The organism is Pseudomonas sp. GLN_2 (assembly GCF_043106005.1).
Classification (GTDB): Bacteria; Pseudomonadota; Gammaproteobacteria; order Pseudomonadales; family Pseudomonadaceae; genus Aquipseudomonas; species Aquipseudomonas alloputida.
Map to the genome: position 1 here is coordinate 55,505 of NZ_JBICMC010000084.1, position 22,460 is coordinate 77,964.

Sequence of the window (22,460 nt, forward strand, 5' to 3'; positions counted from 1 at the left end):
GACAGGCTAATTCCCTGACCTCCGGCAGATGAGCCCTCGGCGCGCCTATGGTAGAGTGGCGGCCTTTTTCCGAAGGGGCGTTTACTGTGTGGGAATTGGTCAAGTCCGGTGGTTGGATGATGCTGCCGATCATTCTGAGTTCCATCGTTGCCATGGCTATCGTCGTCGAGCGCCTGTGGACCCTGCGTGCCAGCCGCGTCACCCCGCCCCACCTGCTGGGCCAGGTGTGGATGTGGATCAAGGACAAGCAACTGACCAGTGACAAGCTCAAGGCGCTGCGGGCCGATTCGCCACTGGGCGAAATCCTGGCAGCGGGCCTCGCCAACTCGCGCCATGGTCGCGAAATCATGAAAGAGTGCATCGAGGAGGCCGCCTCGCGCGTCATCCACGAACTGGAACGCTACATCAGCACCCTCGGCACCATTGCCGCCATGGCGCCTCTGCTGGGCCTGCTGGGCACCGTGCTGGGCATGATCGACATTTTCAGCGCCTTCATGGGCTCGCAGATGACTGCCAACGCCGCCGTGCTGGCCGGTGGTATCTCCAAGGCCCTGGTCACCACTGCGGCAGGCCTGATGGTCGGTATCCCGGCGGTGTTCTTCCACCGCTTCCTGCTGCGCCGCATCGATGAGCTGGTGGTCGGCATGGAGCAGGAGGCGATCAAGCTGGTGGAAGTGATCCAGGGCGACCGTGAAGTGGAAGTGGCCGGAGGCAAGGCGTGAAGTTCCGGCGCAATCGCCAGCGGGAGAACGTCGACATCAACCTGGCGTCGCTGATCGACGTGGTGTTCGTCCTGCTGCTGTTCTTCGTGGTTACCACCACCTTCACCCGCGAAACGCAACTGCGCGTCGAGTTGCCCGAAGCCACCAGCGCCGAGCCGGCGCCGGCCGACCCGGGCAAGCTGGTGGAAATCACCATCAGCGCCGAAGGCGTGTATTCGGTGAACAACCACCTGCTGCCCAAAAGCGACCTGGCCACCCTGAGCGAGGCCATAGCGCGCGAGTCGGGCGGCGACAACACGCTGCCGCTGGCCATCAGCGCCGACGGCAAGACCCCGCACCAGGCTGTGGTCACCGCAATGGATGCTGCCGGCAAGCTCGGTTTCAGCCAGTTGCGCATGACCACCGTCGAGGCGGCCCAGGGCACGCCTTGATGGCTTTCGCCGACCGCTTGCTCGCTGCCTGGTACGCCGGGCATCCGGCGCTGGCGCTGCTGCGTCCGCTGGAGGCCTTGTATCGCCGCGTGGTCACGCGCAAGCGGGCACGTTTTCTAAGGGGGGACAGTGCCAGCTACCGGGCACCGGTACCGGTCATTGTGGTGGGCAACATCACCGTCGGTGGCACCGGCAAGACGCCGATGATTCTCTGGTTGATCGAACACTGTCGCCAGCAAGGGCTGAAGGTGGGCGTAGTCAGCCGCGGTTATGGTGCCAGGCCTCCACGGCTGCCCTGGCGGGTGCAGGCCGATCAACCGGCCGATGAGGCGGGCGACGAACCGCTGCTGATCGTGCAACGCACCGGCGTGCCACTGATGATCGACCCGGATCGCTCCCGTGCCGTGCAGGCATTGCTGGCCAGCGAACCCCTCGACCTGATCCTGTGCGACGACGGTATGCAACATTACCGCCTGGCCCGTGACCTGGAACTGGTGCTGATCGACGCTGCCCGCGGCCTGGGCAATGGCCGCTGCCTGCCGGCGGGGCCGTTGCGTGAGCCGGCCGACCGCTTGCGTGAGGCTGACGCGGTGCTGTTCAACGGCGCCAGCGAAGACCGCACCGAGGGTTTTGGTTTCCGCCTGCAGCCGTCGGCCCTGGTCAACGTGCGCACTGGCGAGCGCCGTGCGCTCGACCATTTCCCCGCCGGCCAGCGCCTGCATGCGGTGGCCGGTATCGGCAACCCGCAACGTTTCTTCAACACCCTGCTGGGGCTAAACTGGCAGCCGGTGCCGCATCCCTTCGCCGACCATGCGCAGTTCAGTGCCCGGAGCCTGGCTTTCAGCCCGCCACTGCCGCTGGTCATGACCGAGAAGGACGCGGTGAAATGCCGGGCCTTTGCCGCTGACGACTGGTGGTACCTGGCCGTCGAAGCGCAGCCTACGCCGGCTTTCAACGCCTGGTTCGACAACCAGCTGCAACGCTTGTTGCGCAAACCCTGAGCCCGTTTTCAATTTCCGGCCACCTGGCCTAAAGGAAGCCTCCAATGGACACCAAACTGCTCGATATCCTGGCCTGCCCGATCACCAAGGGGCCACTCAAGCTGAGCGCCGACAAGACCGAGCTGATCAGCAAAGGCGCTGGCCTGGCCTACCCGATTCGCGACGGTATCCCGGTCATGCTGGAAAGCGAGGCACGCACCCTGACCGACGACGAGCGTCTTGACAAATGAGCCTGGAATTTACGGTAGTGATCCCCGCCCGGCTGCGCTCCACCCGCCTGCCAGGCAAACCGCTGCTGCTGATTGCCGGCAAGCCGATGGTGCAACATGTGTGGGAGCAGGCCCGCAAGAGCGGTGCAAGCCGTGTGGTCATCGCCACCGACGACACCAGCATCTTTGAAGCCTGCCAGGCCTTCGGCGCCGAAGTGCTGATGACCCGTGCCGATCATGAATCGGGCACTGACCGCCTGGCCGAAGTGGCCGCGTACCTCGGCTTGCCGGCTGACGCCATCGTGGTCAACGTGCAGGGCGACGAACCGCTGATCCCACCGGTGATCATCGACCAGGTGGCGGCCAACCTGGCTGCGCATCCGGAAGCCGGTATCGCCACCCTGGCCGAGCCGATCCATGAGCCGGAAACCGTGTTCAACCCGAACGCGGTCAAGGTGGTGAGTGACAAGAACGGCCTGGCCCTGACGTTCAGCCGAGCGCCGCTGCCCTGGGCCCGCGATACCTTTGCCAAGGCCCGCGACGTGCTGCCGGAAGGGGTACCCTATCGCCGTCATATTGGCATGTACGCCTACCGTGTCGGCTTCCTGCACGACTTCGTCAGCTGGGGCCCATGCTGGCTCGAGCAGGCTGAAGCGCTGGAGCAGCTGCGTGCCCTGTGGCACGGTGTACGCATTCACATCGAGGACGCCATCGAGGCGCCTGCCGTGGGTGTCGACACCCCTGAGGATCTGGAGCGCGTACGGCGCTTGCTGGAGGCCTGATGCGCGTCCTGTTCGTGTGCCTGGGCAACATCTGCCGCTCGCCCACCGCCGAAGGCGTGCTGCGCCATCAATTGCACGCCGCCGGGCTCGCTGACAAGGTGCAGGTGGCTTCTGCCGGCACCGGCGATTGGCATGTCGGCAAGGCGCCAGACAGCCGCACCTGCAAGGCGGCGCTGGCGCGCGGTTACGACCTGTCGCAGCAACGTGCCCAACAGGTCAAGGCATCGCACTTCGCCGAATACGACCTGGTGTTGGCCATGGATGAGCACAACCTGCGCGATCTGCGCGCCCTGCGCCCGTCAACGGCAGTGGGCGAACTCGACCTGTTCCTGCGCCGCTACGGTGCAGCCCTGGATGAAGTGCCAGACCCGTACTACGGTGGCGCCGACGGCTTCGAGCAGGTGCTGGATCTGGTGGAAGCGGCTTGCCAGGCGCTGGTACTGGAAATCAAGGGGCGTCTATGACAGTACAGTGGCAGGAGCAGGTATCGCTCAAGCCTTACAATACCTTCGGCATCGACGTGAAGGCGCGCTATTTCAGCCAGGTGCAGGACGACCAGCAGGTGCGTCAGGCGCTGGGCCAGGCACAGCAAAGGGGCTTGCCGGTACTGGTGATCGGGGGTGGCAGCAACCTGCTGCTGACCCGCGATATCAATGCACTGGTGCTGCACATGGCCAGCCGCGGTCGGCGTGTGCTCAGTGACGATGGCGAGCGTATCGTGGTCGAAGCCGAGGCCGGTGAGCCGTGGCACGCGTTTGTGCAGTGGACGCTGGCGCAGGGCTATTGCGGGCTGGAGAACCTCAGCCTGATCCCCGGCACCGTGGGTGCTGCGCCAATGCAGAACGTGGGCGCTTACGGGGTGGAGATCAAGGACGTATTTGCCGGGCTGACAGCCCTGGACCGTGAGACGGGCGCGCTGCGTGACTTCAGTTTGGCGGAATGTGCTTTCGGCTATCGCGACAGCCTTTTCAAGCGCAATCCCGGTCGCTGGCTGATCCTGCGTGTGCGCTTTGCCTTGACCCGCACCCTGCACGCTCATCTGGATTACGGCCCAGTGCGTCAACGCCTGTCTGAGCGGGGTGTGACCGAGCTGACCGCGCAAGCGATCAGTGATGCAATCTGCAGCATTCGCCGCGAGAAGCTGCCAGATCCGGCGGAGCTGGGCAATGCCGGGAGCTTCTTCAAGAACCCGGTGGTAACGGCTGATCTGGTTGAGCGTATTCGTGCGCGGTATCCCGGTGTCGTGGCATACCCACAGGCTGATGGTCAGGTGAAACTGGCGGCGGGCTGGTTAATTGAGCAGGCGGGCTGGAAGGGCCATCGCGAGGGTGATGCTGGCGTGCATCGCTTGCAGTCGCTGGTGCTGGTCAACTATGGCCAGGCGAGCGGAGCGCAGATGCATGCGCTGGCGCGCAAGATTCAGGCGGATATCTTCGAGCGGTTTGGGGTTGAGCTGGAGATGGAGCCTAATCTTTACTGATTTGCCGGCTGTGAACCCCCGTAGGAGCGGGTTTACCCGCGAAAGGGCCGGGCCTGGTGGCCAATTTCCACCTGCTGTTCACCGTTGCCACCACCACCGTATTCGCGGGTAAACCCGCTCCTACACGCTGATCGGTGGTGAACACACATCGGGGGTTGGACACAGGCCATTGTAGGAGCGGGTTTACCCGCGAAAGGGCCCGTCAGGCAAACTAAAAAAAGCCCCGCCAGTTCGCACTGGCGGGGCTTTTTCATTCAGCTTTGGTTATCAGCCGTGATGAGGTTTGTGCTCATCGGCGGTTTCCAAGGCTGGTTCCTGGGAGGCTGCAGCAGCTTCCTGTGCCGCTTTGGCAGCAGCCTCGGCCTCACGCTTGCGGCGGCGCACTTCACGTGGGTCGTTCGGTGCACGGCCGTTGGCCAGCATGACAGTGGCAGGTTCGACCACTGCAGGTGCAGGCTCGGCCACCACTTCTGGCTGGGCTTCGACAACCGGGGCAGGCTGCACGGCAACTGGAGCGACTTCGACCACGGCCGGGGCCTGTTCGATTTCACCGGCTTCTACCGCTGGGGCTTCTGCCGGGGTTTCAGTGACCGCGGTTTCTGCAACCACGACCGGCTCAACAGCAGGTGCATCTTCAGCGACAGGCTGCGGGGCCACTTCGACCACAGGCTCGGCAGTTGCCTCGGCTGCGACCACTGGCTCGGTGACCGGCTGCTCGACCGCTGGGGCCACGGACGCTTCTTCAGCTTTGGTGGCTGCTTCGACCTGCTCGACCGGTTGGGCGGCTTCGCTGTTGTCGGTTTCTGCAACGGCAGCGACTTCGGCGGTAGCACGCTCGGCCTGCTGGTTGGCCTGGGCTTCTGCGTCGGAGCTGATGTTGCTGCTGGCGACAGCAGCTGTCACGGCAAGGCCGGCAGCCAGTTCGGCACCCAGCTCGGTGGCCTGGTGCTGTTGTGGCTGCTCTTCACTGCCTTCTTCTTCACTGCCGTCGATCAGCTCGCCATTGGCATTGCGCTGACGCTCACGACGGTTGCTGCGACGACGCTGGCCACGGGAGCGGCGGCGCGGGCGCTCGCCATCGGTGCCTTCCTGCTCGTCTTGCAGCAGCTCTTCGCCTGGCAGTTGCTCTTCGGCCAGTTCGGCAGCCTGCTCGGTTGCTTCTTCGGCAGCGCGTGGTTGGCGCTCTTCGCGTGGTGGGCGCGGGGCGCGTTCTTCGCGTGGAGCGCGTTCTTCCCGAGGTGCGCGTTCTTCACGTGGAGCACGTTCTTCACGCGGTGCGCGCTCTTCACGTGGAGCACGTTCTTCACGCGGTGCGCGTTCTTCACGCGGTGCGCGTTCTTCACGTGGAGCACGTTCTTCGCGAGGTGCGCGTTCTTCGCGTGGAGCACGCTCTTCGCGGGCTACACGTTCTTCACGCGGCTGGCGCTCTTCGCGTTCGGCTGGCGGGGTGACGTCCAGCGGTTCGCGCAGCTCGCGAACGCGTTCTTCGCCGCGGTTGCTACGGCGGTCTTCGCGTGGCTGGCGCGGAGTACGTTCTTCACGCGGGGCGCGTTCCTCACGCGGCGCACGTTCTTCGCGTGGGGCACGTTCCTCACGCGGTGCACGTTCTTCGCGTGGGGCGCGTTCCTCGCGCGGTGCGCGCTCGGCACGCTCTTCACGCGGTTTGCGTTCTTCGTCGCGGCGGCCGTTGCGGTTGCGGCTTTGCTGGCGGCCGTTGCGGCGTTCTTCGTTGCGCGGGCTGCGCTCGGCAGCCGGTTTTTCGGCGGCGGGAGCCACTGGCGCGGCGGCAGGCTCGTCCTTGCCGGCGAACAGGCTCACCAGCGACTTCACCAGGCCTTTGAACAGGCTTGGCTCTGGAGCGCTCGGGGCAGGGGCGACCGGCGCGGCAGCCTGGGGCTCTTCAGCGGCGGCCGGTACCGGTGCGTTGGTGCGGGCCGGGGCCGTCTTCACTGCGGCTTCCTGGCGTACCAGGGTGCGGGTGGCGGTCGGTTGCGGCGCTTCTTCGGCTTCGGCGGCGGCGATTTCGTAGCTGGACTGGTTGTTCAGCACTTCAGGGTTGTCGTCGCGCAGGCGCTGGACTTCGAAGTGCGGGGTCTCCAGGTGGTCGTTCGGCAGGATGATGATGCGCGCACGGGTGCGCAGCTCGATCTTGGTGATCGAGTTACGCTTTTCGTTCAGCAGGAAAGCGGCTACCGGGATCGGCACTTGAGCACGTACTTCGGCGGTGCGGTCCTTCAGGGCTTCTTCTTCGATCAGGCGCAGGATGGCCAGCGACAGCGATTCGACGTCGCGGATGATGCCGGTGCCGGAGCAGCGTGGGCAGACGATGCCGCTGCTTTCGCCCAGCGATGGGCGCAGGCGCTGACGGGACATTTCCAGCAGGCCGAAGCGCGAGATGCGGCCAACCTGCACGCGGGCGCGGTCGGCTTCCAGGCATTCACGCACGCGCTCTTCAACAGCGCGCTGGTTCTTCGCCGGGGTCATGTCGATGAAGTCGATGACGATCAGGCCGCCGATGTCACGCAGGCGCAGCTGGCGGGCGATTTCCTCGGCCGCTTCCAGGTTGGTCTGCAGGGCGGTTTCTTCGATGTCGCTGCCTTTGGTGGCGCGCGCCGAGTTGATGTCGATGGACACCAGGGCTTCGGTCGGGTCGATCACGATCGAGCCACCCGATGGCAGGTCGACCACGCGCTGGAAGGCGGTCTCGATCTGGCTTTCGATCTGGAAGCGGTTGAACAGCGGCACGCTGTCTTCGTACAGCTTGACCTTGCTGGCGTACTGCGGCATCACCTGGCGGATGAAGGTCAGCGCTTCTTCCTGGGCGTCGATGCTGTCGATAAGCACTTCGCCGATGTCCTGGCGCAGGTAGTCGCGGATGGCGCGGATGATGACGTTGCTTTCCTGGTAGATCAGGAATGGCGCGGCGCGGTCCAGGGACGCTTCCTTGATGGCGGTCCACAGCTGCAGCAGGTAATCCAGGTCCCACTGCATTTCTTCGCTGCTGCGGCCAAGGCCGGCAGTGCGCACGATCAGGCCCATGTCGCCCGGTACAGTCAGGCCGTTCAGGGCTTCGCGCAGTTCGTTGCGCTCTTCGCCTTCGATGCGGCGCGAGATGCCACCGGCACGCGGGTTGTTGGGCATCAGCACCAGGTAGCGGCCGGCCAGGCTGATGAAGGTGGTGAGGGCGGCGCCTTTGTTGCCGCGCTCTTCCTTCTCGACCTGAACGATGACTTCCTGGCCTTCGCTGAGCACTTCCTTGATGTTGACCCGGCCTTCTGGGGCCTTCTTGAAGTACTCGCGGGAGATTTCTTTCAGCGGCAGGAAGCCGTGACGTTCGGAACCGAAGTCGACGAAGGCGGCTTCGAGGCTGGGTTCGATGCGGGTGATCTTGCCTTTGTAGATGTTGGCCTTTTTCTGCTCGCGCGCGCCGGACTCGATGTCCAGGTCGTAGAGACGTTGGCCGTCCACCAGGGCTACACGCAACTCTTCGGGTTGAGTCGCGTTAATCAGCATTCTTTTCATGTTGTACCGTCGGTTTCCGGGCTGCCGGAAACGGCGTTCGGCACACACGACGTCTCATGGTCGGTGCCAAGGTGCGCAAAGGGTGGCCGGGCCACCCCCGTGTCGAGCGACGTTCGGCACCAGCCGGTTGCCCAGCCTGCCGTTGTCGCGACGACGCGTCCTGTTTGCTGCGGTGCCAACAAGGCCCCGGTGGCTTCGAATAGGTATCCGAATCAACCAAGCGGGCCTTGTGCACTCAGTCAGGAGGAGGAATCAACCGTCAGCCGTGGACGCCCGGAAGGCATCTGTTCAGGACCTTATCCGCTCACCAGCCGTCAGTGGGCTGGTGGCCGGACGCGGTGCTACACGGTCCGAGGGCTGTGCATCTCCACCCTGCACGTATCCCTGATAATTCGGGTGCTGCCGCGCGCTGAATCCGCAACGGGTTGCATTTTTCGCCAGCGCTGGTTCTGCGCTGGCGCCATTCATGTCCAAGGCAGGTATTTCCGAAGCATTCGCCGGGCGTTGCGTGGAAGCGACTCGCGGGCAGAGGTGCAGCGAAAAGAATCGGGTAAGCAGGTGAAACACCGCACTTGTCGTTTTTTTTCGGTCTTCTCTACACGGCGCTGGTGGCGATTCCAGGCATTTCGGTAAACTGGCGAAAACCCCGTAGGACGGCCTCGCGTCCTGGAGAATTGCGAAGGTCAGGGACCGGCAAAGAGCCTGGTGCCGCTGGCCTGCCGCTTTTGGCGGCGTTCGCGACTATAGCAGCAATGATTAAGTGCTTCAATTCCATAAAAAATTGTTATGATCCCGTAATGACGACCAATACCCCTCCGACTTCCGGCGTTCAGCTGATCGAAGTCGCGCCGGAGCTTGCCGGCCAACGCATTGATAATTTCCTCATCACGGCCCTCAAGGGCGTGCCCAAGACACTGGTCTACCGCATCCTGCGCAAGGGTGAGGTGAGGGTCAACAAGGGCCGTGTCAAGCCGGAGTACAAGATCCAGGCCGGCGACATCGTGCGGGTTCCGCCCGTCCGCTTGCCGGAACGAGACGAGCCGGCGCCGGTGGCCCAAGGCCTGCTGCAGCGTCTGGAAGCCGCCATTGTCTACGAGGATAAGGCGCTTATCGTGATGAACAAGCCGGCCGGCATCGCCGTGCACGGTGGCAGTGGCCTGAGCTTCGGGGTGATCGAGGCGCTGCGCCAGTTGCGCCCGGACGCCAAGGAGCTGGAGCTGGTGCACCGCCTGGATCGCGACACGTCTGGCCTGTTGATGATCGCCAAGAAGCGCAGCATGCTGCGCCACCTGCATGCCGCCCTGCGCGGCGATGGTGTCGACAAGCGCTACATGGCGCTGGTGCGCGGCCACTGGCCAACCTCGAAAAAGCAGGTCAACGCGCCGTTGCTCAAGAGCAACCTGCGTTCCGGCGAGCGCATGGTCGAAGTGAACGATGAAGGCAAGGAGGCGCTGACCCTGTTTCGCGTGCTGCGCCGCTTTGGCGACTTTGCCACCATTGTCGAGGCGCGCCCGATCACCGGTCGTACCCATCAGATTCGCGTGCACACCTTGCATGCCGGGCACATGATCGCTGGCGACAGCAAATACGGCGACGAAGACTTCAGCCGGGAAATTCGCGAGTTGGGTGGCAAGCGCCTGTTCCTGCATGCCTACGCGTTGACTGTACCGCTGCCCGACGGTGGCGAGTTGAAGCTCGAGGCGCCTGTGGATGAGGTCTGGGCGAAGACCGTTGAACGTTTGAGTGCATCCTGACCCATGAAAAAAGGCTATGAGCTACTGATCTTCGACTGGGACGGCACCCTGGCCGATTCCATTGGTCGTATCGTCGAGGCCATGAATGTCGCCGCAGAGCGTGCCGGCGAGGCACAGAGCAGCGACGATGCGGTCAAGGGCATCATCGGTCTGGCCTTGGACGAGGCGATCCACACCTTGTACCCGCACCTGGTGCCTGCAGAGGTTGTCAGCTTCCGCCAGCACTATGCCGATGTCTACGTTGCACTGGATCAGCAACCTTCGCCGCTGTTCGATGGCGTGGTCGAGTCGCTGGATGCCTTTCGCGCCGAGGGTTACCGCCTGGCGGTGGCCACCGGCAAGGCCCGTCGCGGGTTGGATCGGGTGCTCAAGGCCAATGGCTGGGAGCGTTTCTTCGACATCACCCGTGCCGCTGACGAGACCCGTGGCAAGCCACACCCGCTGATGCTTGAGGAAATCCTCGGGCATTGTGGCGTCGAACCGTCGCGGGCGCTGATGGTCGGAGATTCGGCATTCGACCTGCAGATGGCCAGCAATGCCGGCATGCATTCGGTGGCGGTTGGTTATGGTGCCATGTCGCTGCAGGCGCTGGCCGAGTTTGGCCCGCAGGTATGTATCGATCACTTTTCCCAGTTGCGCGAGTGGCTGGGTGGTTCCGCAATTCCATTTCCAAGGTAGGTAAGCATGGCAGACGAATGGAAAGCCCCTGAGGCCGAGCCCGGGGAGCGCGAAGAGCGCAGCAGCTGGAAGCTGCTGGAAAAGACCTTGCTGGCCAGCGTGCAGGAGCAGCGACGGTCGCGGCGCTGGGGGATCTTCTTCAAGCTGCTGACCTTCGTCTACCTGTTTGGCATTCTGGCGTTGTTCTCGCCGCTAATGGACATGGACAAGGCCGCTTCGCGCAGTGCCAGTCATACCGCGTTGGTCGAGGTGCGGGGGGTGATTGCCGATCAGGAGGCTGCCAGCGCCGATAACATCGTCAAGAGCCTGCGCGAAGCGTTCAAGGACGACAAGACCAAGGCTGTGGTGATGCGCATCAACAGCCCGGGTGGCAGCCCGGTGCAGGCGGGTTACGTGTATGACGAAATCCGTCGCCTGCGTGCCGAATATCCCGCTATCAAGCTGTATGCGGTGATCGCTGATCTTGGGGCGTCCGGAGCCTATTACATCGCCAGTGCGGCGGACGAGATCTATGCCGACAAGGCCAGCCTGGTGGGTTCCATTGGTGTGACGGCGGCGGGTTATGGCTTTGTTGGTACCATGGAGAAGCTAGGGGTCGAGCGGCGTGCCTATACATCGGGTGAGCACAAGGCGTTCCTTGATCCGTTTTCGCCGGAAAAACCAGAAGAGACCCGGTTCTGGCAGGGTGTGCTGGACACCACGCACCAGCAGTTCATCGCCATGGTCAAGCAGGGGCGGGGCGAGCGCCTGAAGGACAAGGAGCACCCGGAGTTGTTCAGCGGCCTGATCTGGTCGGGTGAGCAGGCCAAGGCGCTGGGGCTGGTGGATGGCTTGGGCAGTGCCAGCTATGTGGCGCGCGAGATCGTGGGCGAGAAGGAGTTGGTGGACTTCACCGTTCAGGAGTCGCCTTTCGATCGCTTCTCCAAACGCGTGGGTGCCAGCGTGGCTGAGCACCTGGCGATGTGGATGGGGTTCCAGGGGCCGCAGTTGCGTTGAGTTCGTCGCAGTTCTTGTGGTGCCTGGCAGATCAAGCGCCGCCCGCGCGGCGCATTGCGCGCAGGCCCGCTCATCGAGCGGGCTGCCCGCCGGTGCGTTGTAGGAGCGGGTTTGCCCGCGAATAGGCCGGACCCGCCGTCCAATATCTCCGATCGTTCACCCTCTCGGGCGGCGCTCGATCTGTCGGTCGCCAAAATCTCCAGCCAGGTTACGGAACCATCACCCCTTCCTTGGTCAGCATATCCACCAGCCGAATCAGCGGCAGCCCGATCAGGCTGGTTGCATCGCACCCATGGGTGCTCTGGAACAGGCTCACCCCCAACCCCTCCGCCTTGAAGCTCCCTGCGCAATCCAGCGGCTGTTCCGCCGCGACGTAGCGCTCCACGCGCTCGCGGCTCAATTCGCGCATCGTGACGGTAAACGGCACGCAATCCACCTGGCATTGCCCGGTGGCGCTGTTCAGCAGTGCCAGCCCAGTCAGAAAGCTCACCTGCTGCCCGCTACACTCCAGCAGTTGCTCGCAAGCCCGCTCGAAGGTGTGCGGCTTACCCAGCACCTGTTCGCCCAGCACAGCTACCTGGTCCGACCCAATAATCAGGTGCCCGGGATGGCTGCCCGCCAAGGCCTCGGCTTTTTGCCTGGCAAGGCGGCGTACCAGTTCAACGGCTGGCTCGTCTTGCCGGCGCTGCTCGTCTATATCGGGGCTTGCCCAGGTGAAGGGCAGGTGCAGGCGTGCGAGCAGTTCGCGGCGATAGGCAGAGCTGGAAGCCAGTAACAAAGGAAGCATGGTAGACTCCGGGTTCGGTTGAACCAATTCTATCACGCACGATGCCGCCTAATTTCCTTTGACAGGGGCGGGGGGCATCCCTAGAATGCTGCGCCTATGTTGAATGACCCGATTCCACCTCACGTTGACCCGCGCAAATTAGCCGATCGTGGCGTAACCCTTAACGGTTCGCTGCAACTCGCTGATTTGGAAAGACTCTGCGACCCGCTTTCCGACAATGTCGGTACGGTGCAGGCGAAGTTCGATTTTGAACGAGATGAACAGCACGTGGTGGTTATCCACAGCGAGCTGGACGTCGAAGTCAAGATGGTTTGCCAGCGTTGTCTTGAGCTGGTCACCCTACCGGTCCACAGCGAATGTACATACGCCGTGGTGAAGGAGGGTGCGAATACCCAGTCGTTGCCGAAAGGCTATGACGTGCTGGAACTGGGCGAAGATCCTTTGGATCTGCAGGCATTGGTCGAGGAGGAGCTTTTGCTCGCCTTGCCAATCGTGCCTGCTCATCATCCGGAAGAATGCCAGCAGCCGGCGGGCGCAGACGAGCCCGAATCGAGCAAGGACGAGGTATCGCGGTCCAACCCGTTCAGTGTTTTGGCGCAGTTAAAGCGTGACCCAAACGTTTAGGAGTTAATCAATTATGGCTGTTCAGCAGAACAAAAAATCCCGCTCTGCCCGTGACATGCGCCGTTCGCACGACGCTCTGTCGGAAAACGCGCTGTCGGTAGAGAAAACCACCGGTGAAGTTCACCTGCGTCACCACGTTTCGCCAGAAGGCGTATACCGTGGTCGTAAAGTGGTCGACAAGGGCGCTGACGAGTAATCCTTGTCCGCTCAGGTCATCGCGATCGACGCAATGGGCGGGGACTTCGGTCCCCGCAGCATTGTCCAGGCTAGCATTGCCTGCCTTTCGGCTACCCCCTCGCTCCACCTGACCCTCGTCGGTCAACCCTCCCTCCTTGAAGATCTTGTCAGTGGCTTGCCAGCTGCGGATCGCGCGCGCCTGCAGATTGTGGCCGCCAGTGAGGTGGTCGGCATGGACGAGCGGCCATCCCAGGCGTTGCGCGGCAAGCCGGATTCGTCGATGCGCATCGCCCTCGAACTGGTGCGCGACGGAAAAGCCCAGGCCTGTGTCAGTGCCGGCAATACCGGGGCGCTGATGGCGTTGTCGCGCTTCGTGCTCAAGACCTTGCCGGGTATCGACCGGCCGGCCATGGTGGCGGCGATCCCGACCCAGACAGGTTACTGTCAACTGCTCGATCTGGGCGCCAATGTCGACTGCAGTGCCGAAAACCTCTACCAGTTCGCGGTAATGGGCTCGGTGGCCGCTCAGGCCCTGGGTGTGCATCGGCCACGCGTGGCGCTGTTGAACATCGGTACCGAGGACATCAAGGGTAACCAGCAGGTCAAGCTGGCTGCCACGCTGTTGCAGAGCGCCCGCGGGCTCAACTATGTCGGTTTCGTCGAAGGGGATGGCCTGTACCGGGGTGAGGCAGACGTGGTGGTGTGCGACGGTTTTGTCGGCAACATACTGCTCAAGTCCAGCGAGGGCCTGGCGACGATGATCGGTGCGCGCATCGAAAAACTGTTCAAGGGCGGTGCTTTTGCCCGCGTTGCCGGTGCCGTTGCCATGCCGCTGCTCAAGCGTTTGCAGGCCGACCTGGCGCCGGCGCGGCACAATGGGGCGAGCTTCCTGGGGCTGCAGGGTATCGTCATCAAGAGTCATGGCTCGGCGGGCGTGCAGGGGTTTCAGAGTGCCATCCAGCGGGCGCTGATCGAAATTCAGGAAAACCTGCCGCAGCGGCTGCACGGCCGCCTTGAAGACCTGTTGCCTTAGGCATTTCGCCGATGAAGTGCTTAAATGTGACCGCTTGGTCTATGTTTCCATCCAAGTTTTCAGATTCCGCGCCTGGCCTCGGGCCTGGCGCACACTATCCGACGACAAGATCATAAGGGCTTGTTCAATGTCTGCATCCCTCGCATTCGTCTTTCCCGGTCAAGGTTCCCAGTCGCTGGGCATGCTCGCCGAGCTCGGCGCCGAGAAGCCAGTGATCATCGAAACCTTCAAGGAAGCGTCCGAAGCGCTCGGCTACGACCTGTGGAAGCTGGTCCAGGACGGCCCGGAAGAGCAACTTAACCAGACCGACAAGACCCAGCCGGCGATCCTTACTGCGTCCATCGCACTGTGGCGCCTGTGGCTGGAAGAGGGCGGTGCCAAGCCGGCCTTCGTTTCCGGTCACAGCCTGGGCGAATACAGCGCCCTGGTCGCCGCCGGCAGCATCAGCCTGAAAGATGCCGTTCGCCTGGTCGAGCGCCGCGGTCAGCTGATGCAGGAAGCCGTACCGGCCGGTCACGGCGCCATGGCTGCCATTCTCGGCCTGGACGATGCTGTGGTCGTGGAAATCTGCGCCGAAGCCGCTGAGGATGAAGTGGTCAGCGCCGTGAACTTCAACTCGCCTGGTCAGGTGGTCATCGCCGGTAACAAGGCAGCGGTAGATCGCGCCATGGAACTGTGCAAGGCCAAAGGTGCCAAGCGCGCCCTGCCACTGGCGGTGAGCGTCCCGTCGCACTGCGCCCTGATGAAGCCCGCCGCCGAGCGCTTTGCCGATTCGGTCAATGCCATCGAATGGAAGGCCCCGCAGATTCCGGTGGTGCAGAACGTCACTGCCGCCGTCGCCGCCGACCTCGATGCCCTCAAGCACGACCTGCTGGCACAGCTGTACCAGCCGGTACGCTGGGTCGAGTGCGTGCAGACCCTGGCCGCCAACGGTGCGGTCAACCTGGTCGAGTGTGGCCCGGGCAAGGTCCTGGCTGGCCTTAACAAGCGTTGCGCCGACGGCGTGACCACCTACAACCTCAACACCCCTGACGCCGTTGCTGCCACCCGCGCGGCACTGGCCTGATTTGGAGAAGCTTGCATGAGCCTGCAAGGTAAAGTTGCACTGGTTACCGGCGCCAGCCGTGGTATTGGTCAGGCCATCGCCCTCGAGCTGGGCCGCCAGGGCGCGACCGTGATCGGTACCGCCACGTCGGCGTCCGGTGCCGAGCGCATCGCTGCCACCCTGAAAGAACACGGCATTACCGGCACTGGCATGGAGCTGAACGTGACCAGCGCCGAATCGGTTGAAGCCGTACTGGGCGCCATTGGCGAGCAGTTCGGCGCGCCGGCCATCTTGGTCAACAATGCCGGTATCACCCGCGACAACCTCATGCTGCGCATGAAAGACGACGAGTGGTTTGATGTCATCGACACCAACCTGAACAGCCTCTACCGTCTGTCCAAGGGCGTGCTGCGTGGCATGACCAAGGCGCGTTGGGGTCGTATCATCAGCATCGGCTCGGTCGTTGGTGCCATGGGTAACGCAGGTCAGGCCAACTACGCGGCTGCCAAGGCCGGTCTGGAAGGTTTCAGCCGCGCCCTGGCGCGTGAAGTGGGTTCGCGTGGTATCACCGTCAACTCGGTGACCCCAGGCTTCATCGATACCGACATGACCCGCGAGCTGCCAGAAGCTCAGCGCGAAGCCCTGCAGACCCAGATTCCGCTGGGCCGCCTGGGCCAGGCTGACGAAATTGCCAAGGTGGTTTCGTTCCTGGCGTCCGACGGCGCCGCCTACGTGACCGGCGCTACCGTGCCGGTCAACGGCGGGATGTACATGTAATACTGCAACTCAATGTGACGGGTTTCGTAAAAAAAGAGTCATACTGCGAGCCTAAAATCCGTTATAAAGCTGCAACCAGATTCCAGGCAGCGGGTGTGGTGACTAGCCTGAAGGTGCGTTTTGCTTGAAAAGCGAACGTCTTTCTATAAAATTAGCCACCGGCCAGCTGCCTGACATATATCCATTAGGAGTGAAAACTAGGTATGAGCACCATCGAAGAACGCGTCAAGAAAATCGTCGCCGAGCAACTGGGCGTCAAGGAAGAAGAAGTGACTATTGAGAAGTCCTTCGTCGATGACCTGGGTGCCGATTCGCTTGACACCGTTGAACTGGTGATGGCTCTGGAAGAGGAATTCGAGACCGAAATCCCTGACGAAGAAGCCGAGAAGATCACTACCGTTCAAGCTGCCATCGACTACGTCAAAGCCCACCAGGCCTAAGACGCTACAGTCGACGTTTCTTGTCGGGGAAAACCGCACTGCCTTCGCCGGCGTGCGGTTTTTTCTTTGCGAGCGCCTCGCATTTTTCAGGCGGCTTCGTTCACCGCGCACCAAGAGCCTGTTGCCATTTCATTCCAGCACTTGAATGCAATGGCAAGAGACTCTGTTATTAGAAAAGGAGAGTACTGTGTCGCGTAGACGCGTCGTGGTCACCGGTATGGGTATGCTGTCGCCACTGGGTACCGATGTACCGAGCACCTGGCAGGGCATTCTGGCTGGCCGCAGTGGCATCGGTCCGATCGAACACACGGACCTGTCTGCCTACTCCACCCGTTTTGGCGGCTCGGTGAAAGGCTTCGAGGTTGAGCAGTACCTGTCGGCCAAAGAGGCCCGCAAGCTCGACCTGTTCATCCAGTACGGCCTGGCGGCGGGTTTCCAGGCCGTGCGTAATGCCGGCCTGGAGGTCACCGATGCCAACCGCGAGCGTATTGGCGTGGCCATGGGCTCGGGTATCGGTGGTCTGACCAACATCGAAGAAACCAGCCGCACCCTGCACGATTCAGGGCCGCGCCGCATTTCGCCGTTCTTCGTGCCGGGTTCGATCATCAACATGATCTCCGGTTTCCTGTCGATCCACCTGGGCCTGCAAGGGCCGAACTATGCCATCGCCACTGCGTGCACCACCGGCACCCATTGCATCGGCATGGCCGCGCGCAATATCGCCTACGGTGAAGCTGACGTGATGATCGCCGGTGGCGCCGAAATGGCCGCTTGTGGTCTAGGCATGGGCGGTTTTGGCGCTTCGCGCGCACTGTCTACCCGCAACGATGAGCCAAGCCGGGCCAGCCGCCCGTGGGACAAGGGCCGTGACGGCTTTGTGTTGTCCGACGGCGCTGGAGCCCTGGTGCTCGAGGAGCTGGAGCACGCCAAGGCCCGCGGGGCGACTATCTATGCCGAGCTGGTTGGCTTTGGCATGAGCGGCGACGCCTACCACATGACGTCGCCGCCCGACTCTGGCGAAGGCGCTGCCCGCTGCATGGCCAACGCCTTGCGCGATGCCGGTATCCAGCCGGAAGACGTCAGCTACATCAACGCCCACGGCACTTCTACCCCAGCGGGCGATGTGGCCGAAGTGGCGGCGATCAAGCGCGTGTTCGGCGAACATGCCTACAAGCTGGCGGTGAGCTCGACCAAGTCGATGACGGGCCACTTGCTGGGCGCCGCAGGCGCGGTGGAAGCGATCTTCAGCGTGCTGGCAATCAATAGCCAGATGGCCCCGCCGACCATCAACCTGGACGAGCCGGACGAAGGATGTGACCTCGACTTCGTTCCCCACCAGGCGCGCAGCATGCCGATCGACGTGGTGCTGTCCAACTCGTTCGGCTTTGGCGGCACCAACGGCTCGCTGGTATTCCGCCGGTTTGCCGACTGATGCACAGCTGGATCGACGGCCAGCCGGCGACTGCACTCAACCTGCAGAACCGCGGCCTGGCCTACGGCGATGGCCTGTTCGAAACCATCGCCGTGCGAGGTGCCCGGCCCAGCTTGCTGGACGGCCACCTTGCACGCCTGGCGCTGGGCTGCCAGCGTTTGGCGATCAACACCGATCTGGCGCTGGTGCGCGACGAGCTGCTGCGTTACGCCAGCCAGCTGGGTGAGGGTGTCGTCAAACTCATCCTTACCCGTGGCGATAGCCAGCGTGGCTATGCGCCAGCTGTCGATGCAGCGCCGCGGCGTATCCTGCAAGGCAGTCCATTACCCCGTTATCCTGTCGAGCATGCCGAGCATGGCGTGCGTTTGTTCCCTTGCCAGACCCGGCTTGGGGAACAACCACTGTTGGCCGGTCTCAAACACCTTAACCGCCTGGAGCAGGTGCTGGCCCGTGCCGAATGGCAGGACAGCGTCCATGCCGAAGGCCTGATGCGTGACGCGCAGGGCAGGGTGATCGAAGGGGTATACAGCAATCTGTTTCTGGTGCGTGATGGCGTGCTGCTTACCGCCGACCTTAGCCGTTGTGGCGTGGCGGGCGTGATGCGTGCCGCACTGCTGGAACAGGCCCCGCTGCTGGGTATTGCGGCACACGTCTGCGACCTGTCGTTCGAGGCGCTTGAGCAAGCGGATGAAGTATTTGTTTGCAATAGCGTTTACGGCATTTGGCCCGTGTGTGGCGTAGCCGCGCTAAACTGGTCGCCGGGCCCGCTCACTCGTAAACTGCAGGCCGTTGCCCGTACGTTACTGGAAACCTGAATTCGTGAGACGTAAATTCCTGCTGTTGCTGGAAATGGGCTTGATCCTTGCCGGCCTGGCGTTTGGCTGGTCGGCCTGGAAGGTCAACTCGGTCCTGGAGCAGCCCCTGCACGTCACGCAGGAACGCCTGCTGGATGTGCCCAATGGCACTAACCCCAACCGCATGTTCTACAGCATGCAACGAGAAGGGTTGCTCGACGATGCCGTCTGGTTGCGTTTGTACTGGCGCTTCAACATGGCCGGCACCCCTTTGCACACTGGCGAGTACCGTCTTACCCCTGGCATGACCGTCGAGCAGTTGTTCGACGCTTGGCGCCGTGCCGACGTGGTGCAGTACAACCTCACCCTGGTCGAAGGCTGGACCTTCCGCCAGGTGCGTGCGGCCGTGGCCAAGCATGAAAAGATCAAGCACACCCTGGACGGCTTGTCGGATGCCGAGGTCATGGACAAGCTCGGCCATACCGGTGTATTCCCCGAAGGCCGCTTCTTCCCCGACACTTACCGCTTTGTGCGGGGTATGACCGATGTCGAGTTGCTGCAGCAGGCCTACATGCGTCTGGACGAAGTGCTGGCCAAGGAGTGGGCCGAGCGCTCCACCGACCTGCCGTATCGTGACCCGTACCAGGCGCTGATCATGGCCTCCCTGGTCGAAAAGGAAACCGGCATTCCGCAGGAGCGCGGGCAGATCGCCGGTGTGTTCGTGCGGCGCATGCGCCTGGGTATGATGCTGCAGACCGACCCGACGGTTATCTATGGCATGGGTGAACGCTACAACGGCAAGATCACCCGCGCCGACCTGCGCGAGCCAACGCCCTACAACACTTACACCATGACTGGGCTGCCACCGACCCCGATCGCCATGGTCGGCCGCGAGGCGATTCACGCGGCGCTGAACCCGTCCAATGGCACCAGCCTTTACTTCGTCGCCCGCGGCGATGGCAGCCATGTGTTTTCCGACGACCTCGACGACCACAATTCGGCAGTGCGCGAGTTCCAGCTCAAGCGCCGGTCGGACTACCGCTCCAGTCCTGCGCCGCAGCAAGAGGCCAAGCCAGGGGCCGATGATGCCGAACAGGCGTCGGGCGCCGACGATGCGCAGCACCCTGAGCCCCCAGCAGCGGACGAGCCAACTGCGCAGCCAGCCCCCGATGAAGCGCCCGCGCAGGATGCCCCTGCTGGCGGTGCACAAGCGGCCGAGCGGCCGACGCCTGACGAACAACATTAAGGACTGCCTGTGAGCGGCTTGTTTATTACTTTGGAAGGCCCCGAAGGCGCGGGCAAGAGCACCAATCGCGACTACCTGGCCGCGCGCCTGCGCGAACACGGCCTGGACGTGGTGCTGACCCGTGAGCCAGGCGGTACGCCGCTGGCGGAAAAGGTGCGTGAACTGTTGCTGACGCCCAGCGACGAAGGCATGGCGGCCGACACCGAGCTGCTGCTGGTGTTCGCCGCTCGCGCCCAGCACCTGGCGCAGGTCATCCGCCCGGCGCTGGCACGCGGGGCTGTGGTGCTGTGTGACCGTTTCACGGACGCCACCTATGCCTATCAGGGCGGCGGTCGTGGTTTGTCGGTAGAGCGTATCGCGGTTCTGGAGCAATTCGTCCAGGGCGACCTGCGCCCGGACCTGACCCTGGTCTTCGACCTGCCGGTAGAAGTGGGCCTTGCCCGCGCCGCCGCCCGTGGCCGCCTGGACCGATTCGAGCAGGAAGGGCAGGCGTTCTTCGAAGCAGTGCGCCAGGCGTACCTGCAGCGCGCCCAAGGCGCGCCACAGCGCTACAGCCTGCTTGATGCGGCACAATCCCTGGAGGCTGTTCAGCGTGACATCGACGCTCTGCTGCCAGGCATTCTGGAGCGTTGCCGTGGCTGAGGCCTACCCTTGGCAGCAGGCGCTGTGGCAGCAACTGGCCGGTCGCAGCCGCCACGCCCACGCTTATCTGCTGCATGGGCCGCAGGGTATTGGCAAGCGGGCCATGGCCGAGCGCCTGATGGCGCGCCTGTTGTGCCAGCAGCCGCAGGGCCTGGACGCTTGTGGGGCGTGTAAGTCGTGCCTGTTGCTCAAGGCCGGCAGCCACCCGGACAACTTCGTCCTCGAGCCGGAGGAGGCTGACAAGCCGATCAAGGTCGACCAGGTACGGGAGCTGGTGGCCTTTGTGGTGCAGACCGCGCAGTTGGGCGGGCGCAAGGTGGTGTTGATCGAGCCAGTGGAGGCGATGAATGTAAACGCCTCAAACGCCCTGCTCAAAAGCCTTGAGGAACCTTCCGGTGACACCGTGTTGTTGCTGGTGACGCACCAGCCCAGCCGTCTGTTGCCGACGATCAAGAGCCGCTGCCAGCAGGTGGCCTGCCCGCAGCCCAGCCTGGCCCAGAGCCAGGCATGGCTGGCTGGCGCGTTACCCGACTGCGACGAGGTCGAGCGCGATGAGCTGCTGACGCTGGCAGCGGGCTCGCCATTGATGGCGGTCAGCCTGCAGGCGCAGGGTGTGCGCGAGCAACGCGCGCTGGTGGCCGATGGGGTGAAGAAGCTGCTCAAGCAGCAGCAATCGCCCAGCCAGCTGGCCGATGCCTGGAGCGGTGTGCCGTTGTTGCTGCTGTTCGACTGGTTCTGCGATTGGTCGCACCTGATCCTGCGCTATCAGTTGACCCAGGACGAGGAAGGGTTAGGCTTGGCCGATATGCGCAAGGTCGTGCAATACCTGGCGCAGAAGAGCCGCCAGGCCAAGGTGCTGGAAGTGCAGGCCTGGATCCTCGAGCAGCGCCAGAAGGTGCTGGGCAAGGCCAACCTCAACCGTGCCTTGTTGCTTGAATCGCTGCTGGCTCACTGGCTGCAACTGCCGGGTGCCCGCTGATTTCCCATTTTTCATGTGTGCCGTTATCCCATGCTCGTAGATTCCCATTGCCACCTCGACCGTCTTGATCTCACTGCCCACCAGGGCTCCCTCGATGCTGCCCTGCAGGCGGCGCGTGAGCGTGGGGTCGGGCATTTCCTGTGCATTGGCGTCAGTGCCGAGAATGCGGGTGCAGTGAAGGCGCTGAGCGAGCAGTATGCTGACGTCGACTGCTCGGTGGGCGTGCACCCGCTGGACCTGGCCCCTGGCGAAACCCCGGCGTTGGAGTGGCTGTTGCGCGAATTGGCCCACCCGCATGTGGTGGCGATTGGTGAAACCGGGCTGGATTACCACTACGAGCCAGAGGCGGCAGAGCTGCAGCAGGCCTCGTTCCGCTTGCACCTTGAGGCCTCCAGGCAGACCGGCAAGCCGGTGATCGTGCATACCCGGGCGGCGCGCGCCGATACCCTGGCGCTGCTGCGTGAGGCGAGCCTGCCGCAAGCGGGCGTGCTGCACTGCTTCACCGAAGACTGGGACATGGCCAAGGCCGCGCTGGACCTGGGTTATTACATCTCGCTGTCGGGCATCGTGACCTTCCGCAATGCAGAGGCGTTGCGTGAAGTGGCGCGGCAGGTGCCGGTCGATCGCTTGCTGGTGGAGACCGATTCGCCCTACCTGGCGCCGATTCCCCATCGCGGCAAGCCGAACCTGCCGCAGTATGTTCGGGAGGTGGCGGAGTATGTGGCTTCGTTGCGCGGGGCCAGTTATGAGCAACTGGCCGTGCAGACTACCGCCAACTTCAAGCGGCTGTTCCCGTTGGCGCGGGTGGCTTGATTTACCGGGGTTAAAGATTGTGTGAGGGGCACAAGGTGCCTGCCACAATCCTTGCAGCGCCTGACAGCCGTCACGCCATCCTTCCCACAAGAACAC

24 protein-coding genes are annotated in these 22,460 nt (G+C 63.2%); 22 read left to right on the forward strand and 2 right to left on the reverse strand.

The genetic code is table 11. The features are described 5' to 3' along the window. The first annotated feature begins 86 nt into the window (after positions 1 to 86). The 7 genes from ACF8Q6_RS20375 to murB are packed head-to-tail and all read left to right on the forward strand — an operon-like array spanning position 87 to position 4,625. A complete protein-coding gene (locus ACF8Q6_RS20375) occupies positions 87 to 722 on the forward strand; it encodes a MotA/TolQ/ExbB proton channel family protein (RefSeq protein ID WP_003247132.1) in 636 nt (211 codons plus the stop codon). Next, complete coding sequence (locus ACF8Q6_RS20380) at positions 719 to 1,153, forward strand: biopolymer transporter ExbD (protein ID WP_014859651.1); 435 nt, start codon at positions 719 to 721, stop codon at positions 1,151 to 1,153. Before ACF8Q6_RS20375 ends, ACF8Q6_RS20380 begins: the two co-directional genes overlap by 4 nt. Beyond that, on the forward strand, positions 1,153 to 2,154 hold the full coding sequence (gene lpxK / locus ACF8Q6_RS20385; protein ID WP_392493732.1) for a tetraacyldisaccharide 4'-kinase: 1,002 nt from the start codon (positions 1,153 to 1,155) through the stop codon (positions 2,152 to 2,154). The genes ACF8Q6_RS20380 and lpxK overlap by 1 nt, the downstream gene beginning before the upstream one ends. A 44-nt stretch (positions 2,155 to 2,198) precedes the next feature. Next, entirely contained in the window at positions 2,199 to 2,384 is a 186-nt protein-coding gene (locus ACF8Q6_RS20390) for a Trm112 family protein (RefSeq protein ID WP_003247142.1), read from the forward strand. Further along, complete coding sequence (gene kdsB, locus ACF8Q6_RS20395) at positions 2,381 to 3,145, forward strand: 3-deoxy-manno-octulosonate cytidylyltransferase (protein WP_392493731.1); 765 nt, start codon at positions 2,381 to 2,383, stop codon at positions 3,143 to 3,145. Before ACF8Q6_RS20390 ends, kdsB begins: the two co-directional genes overlap by 4 nt. Further along, complete coding sequence (locus ACF8Q6_RS20400; protein ID WP_004575950.1) at positions 3,145 to 3,609, forward strand: low molecular weight protein-tyrosine-phosphatase; 465 nt, start codon at positions 3,145 to 3,147, stop codon at positions 3,607 to 3,609. Before kdsB ends, ACF8Q6_RS20400 begins: the two co-directional genes overlap by 1 nt. Next, the gene (gene murB, locus ACF8Q6_RS20405; RefSeq protein WP_392493730.1) at positions 3,606 to 4,625 is read left to right on the forward strand and encodes a UDP-N-acetylmuramate dehydrogenase; all 1,020 of its coding nucleotides are present in this window, start codon (positions 3,606 to 3,608) and stop codon (positions 4,623 to 4,625) included. Before ACF8Q6_RS20400 ends, murB begins: the two co-directional genes overlap by 4 nt. Positions 4,626 to 4,892: 267 nt before the next feature. On the opposite strand, the gene rne is transcribed toward murB, so the two are convergent. Further along, complete coding sequence (gene rne / locus ACF8Q6_RS20410) at positions 4,893 to 8,147, reverse strand: ribonuclease E (protein ID WP_392499382.1); 3,255 nt, start codon at positions 8,145 to 8,147, stop codon at positions 4,893 to 4,895. Between the two features lie 797 nt (positions 8,148 to 8,944). On the opposite strand from rne, the gene rluC reads away from it, so the two are divergent. The 3 genes from rluC to ACF8Q6_RS20425 are packed head-to-tail and all read left to right on the forward strand — an operon-like array spanning position 8,945 to position 11,575. Then, a complete protein-coding gene (gene rluC, locus ACF8Q6_RS20415; RefSeq protein WP_003247149.1) occupies positions 8,945 to 9,901 on the forward strand; it encodes a 23S rRNA pseudouridine(955/2504/2580) synthase RluC in 957 nt (318 codons plus the stop codon). Positions 9,902 to 9,904: 3 nt separating this feature from the next. After that, positions 9,905 to 10,579, forward strand: coding sequence for an HAD family hydrolase (locus tag ACF8Q6_RS20420; RefSeq protein ID WP_392490792.1), 675 nt, complete (start codon positions 9,905 to 9,907; stop codon positions 10,577 to 10,579). Positions 10,580 to 10,585: 6 nt separating this feature from the next. Beyond that, positions 10,586 to 11,575, forward strand: coding sequence for a S49 family peptidase (locus tag ACF8Q6_RS20425; RefSeq protein WP_392490793.1), 990 nt, complete (start codon positions 10,586 to 10,588; stop codon positions 11,573 to 11,575). A gap of 208 nt (positions 11,576 to 11,783) precedes the next feature. Here ACF8Q6_RS20425 and ACF8Q6_RS20430 read toward each other — a convergent pair whose 3' ends face one another. Next, positions 11,784 to 12,362 (reverse strand): Maf family protein, encoded by a 579-nt coding sequence (locus tag ACF8Q6_RS20430; RefSeq protein WP_392490794.1) that lies wholly within the window; start codon positions 12,360 to 12,362, stop codon positions 11,784 to 11,786. Between the two features lie 96 nt (positions 12,363 to 12,458). Between ACF8Q6_RS20430 and ACF8Q6_RS20435 the strand changes: the two genes are divergently transcribed. From ACF8Q6_RS20435 to ACF8Q6_RS20490, 12 genes are all read left to right on the forward strand, one after another. Next, on the forward strand, positions 12,459 to 12,986 hold the full coding sequence (locus ACF8Q6_RS20435) for a YceD family protein (protein WP_003247153.1): 528 nt from the start codon (positions 12,459 to 12,461) through the stop codon (positions 12,984 to 12,986). A gap of 13 nt (positions 12,987 to 12,999) precedes the next feature. Continuing rightward, on the forward strand, positions 13,000 to 13,182 hold the full coding sequence (rpmF, locus tag ACF8Q6_RS20440; RefSeq protein WP_003247154.1) for a 50S ribosomal protein L32: 183 nt from the start codon (positions 13,000 to 13,002) through the stop codon (positions 13,180 to 13,182). Between the two features lie 3 nt (positions 13,183 to 13,185). Then, positions 13,186 to 14,196 carry a phosphate acyltransferase PlsX gene (plsX, locus tag ACF8Q6_RS20445; RefSeq protein WP_392489627.1) on the forward strand — a complete coding sequence of 337 codons (1,011 nt, stop codon included), beginning with the start codon at positions 13,186 to 13,188 and terminating at the stop codon, positions 14,194 to 14,196. Positions 14,197 to 14,323: 127 nt separating this feature from the next. Further along, on the forward strand, positions 14,324 to 15,262 hold the full coding sequence (fabD, locus tag ACF8Q6_RS20450; protein ID WP_012053294.1) for an ACP S-malonyltransferase: 939 nt from the start codon (positions 14,324 to 14,326) through the stop codon (positions 15,260 to 15,262). A gap of 15 nt (positions 15,263 to 15,277) precedes the next feature. Continuing rightward, on the forward strand, positions 15,278 to 16,018 hold the full coding sequence (gene fabG / locus ACF8Q6_RS20455) for a 3-oxoacyl-ACP reductase FabG (protein WP_012053293.1): 741 nt from the start codon (positions 15,278 to 15,280) through the stop codon (positions 16,016 to 16,018). A gap of 203 nt (positions 16,019 to 16,221) precedes the next feature. After that, positions 16,222 to 16,458, forward strand: a complete 237-nt coding sequence (gene acpP / locus ACF8Q6_RS20460; protein ID WP_012053292.1) for an acyl carrier protein — start codon at positions 16,222 to 16,224, stop codon at positions 16,456 to 16,458. Positions 16,459 to 16,645: 187 nt separating this feature from the next. After that, positions 16,646 to 17,890 carry a beta-ketoacyl-ACP synthase II gene (fabF, locus tag ACF8Q6_RS20465; protein ID WP_003247162.1) on the forward strand — a complete coding sequence of 415 codons (1,245 nt, stop codon included), beginning with the start codon at positions 16,646 to 16,648 and terminating at the stop codon, positions 17,888 to 17,890. Continuing rightward, the gene (gene pabC / locus ACF8Q6_RS20470; protein ID WP_012053291.1) at positions 17,890 to 18,705 is read left to right on the forward strand and encodes an aminodeoxychorismate lyase; all 816 of its coding nucleotides are present in this window, start codon (positions 17,890 to 17,892) and stop codon (positions 18,703 to 18,705) included. Before fabF ends, pabC begins: the two co-directional genes overlap by 1 nt. A 4-nt stretch (positions 18,706 to 18,709) precedes the next feature. Further along, positions 18,710 to 19,930, forward strand: coding sequence for an endolytic transglycosylase MltG (gene mltG / locus ACF8Q6_RS20475; protein WP_392489628.1), 1,221 nt, complete (start codon positions 18,710 to 18,712; stop codon positions 19,928 to 19,930). Positions 19,931 to 19,939: 9 nt separating this feature from the next. Then, the gene (tmk, locus tag ACF8Q6_RS20480; protein WP_012053289.1) at positions 19,940 to 20,572 is read left to right on the forward strand and encodes a dTMP kinase; all 633 of its coding nucleotides are present in this window, start codon (positions 19,940 to 19,942) and stop codon (positions 20,570 to 20,572) included. After that, a complete protein-coding gene (locus ACF8Q6_RS20485) occupies positions 20,565 to 21,551 on the forward strand; it encodes a DNA polymerase III subunit delta' (protein WP_003247167.1) in 987 nt (328 codons plus the stop codon). Before tmk ends, ACF8Q6_RS20485 begins: the two co-directional genes overlap by 8 nt. Before the next feature lie 30 nt (positions 21,552 to 21,581). Further along, positions 21,582 to 22,364 carry a TatD family hydrolase gene (locus ACF8Q6_RS20490; protein WP_392489629.1) on the forward strand — a complete coding sequence of 261 codons (783 nt, stop codon included), beginning with the start codon at positions 21,582 to 21,584 and terminating at the stop codon, positions 22,362 to 22,364. Positions 22,365 to 22,460 lie beyond the last annotated feature (96 nt).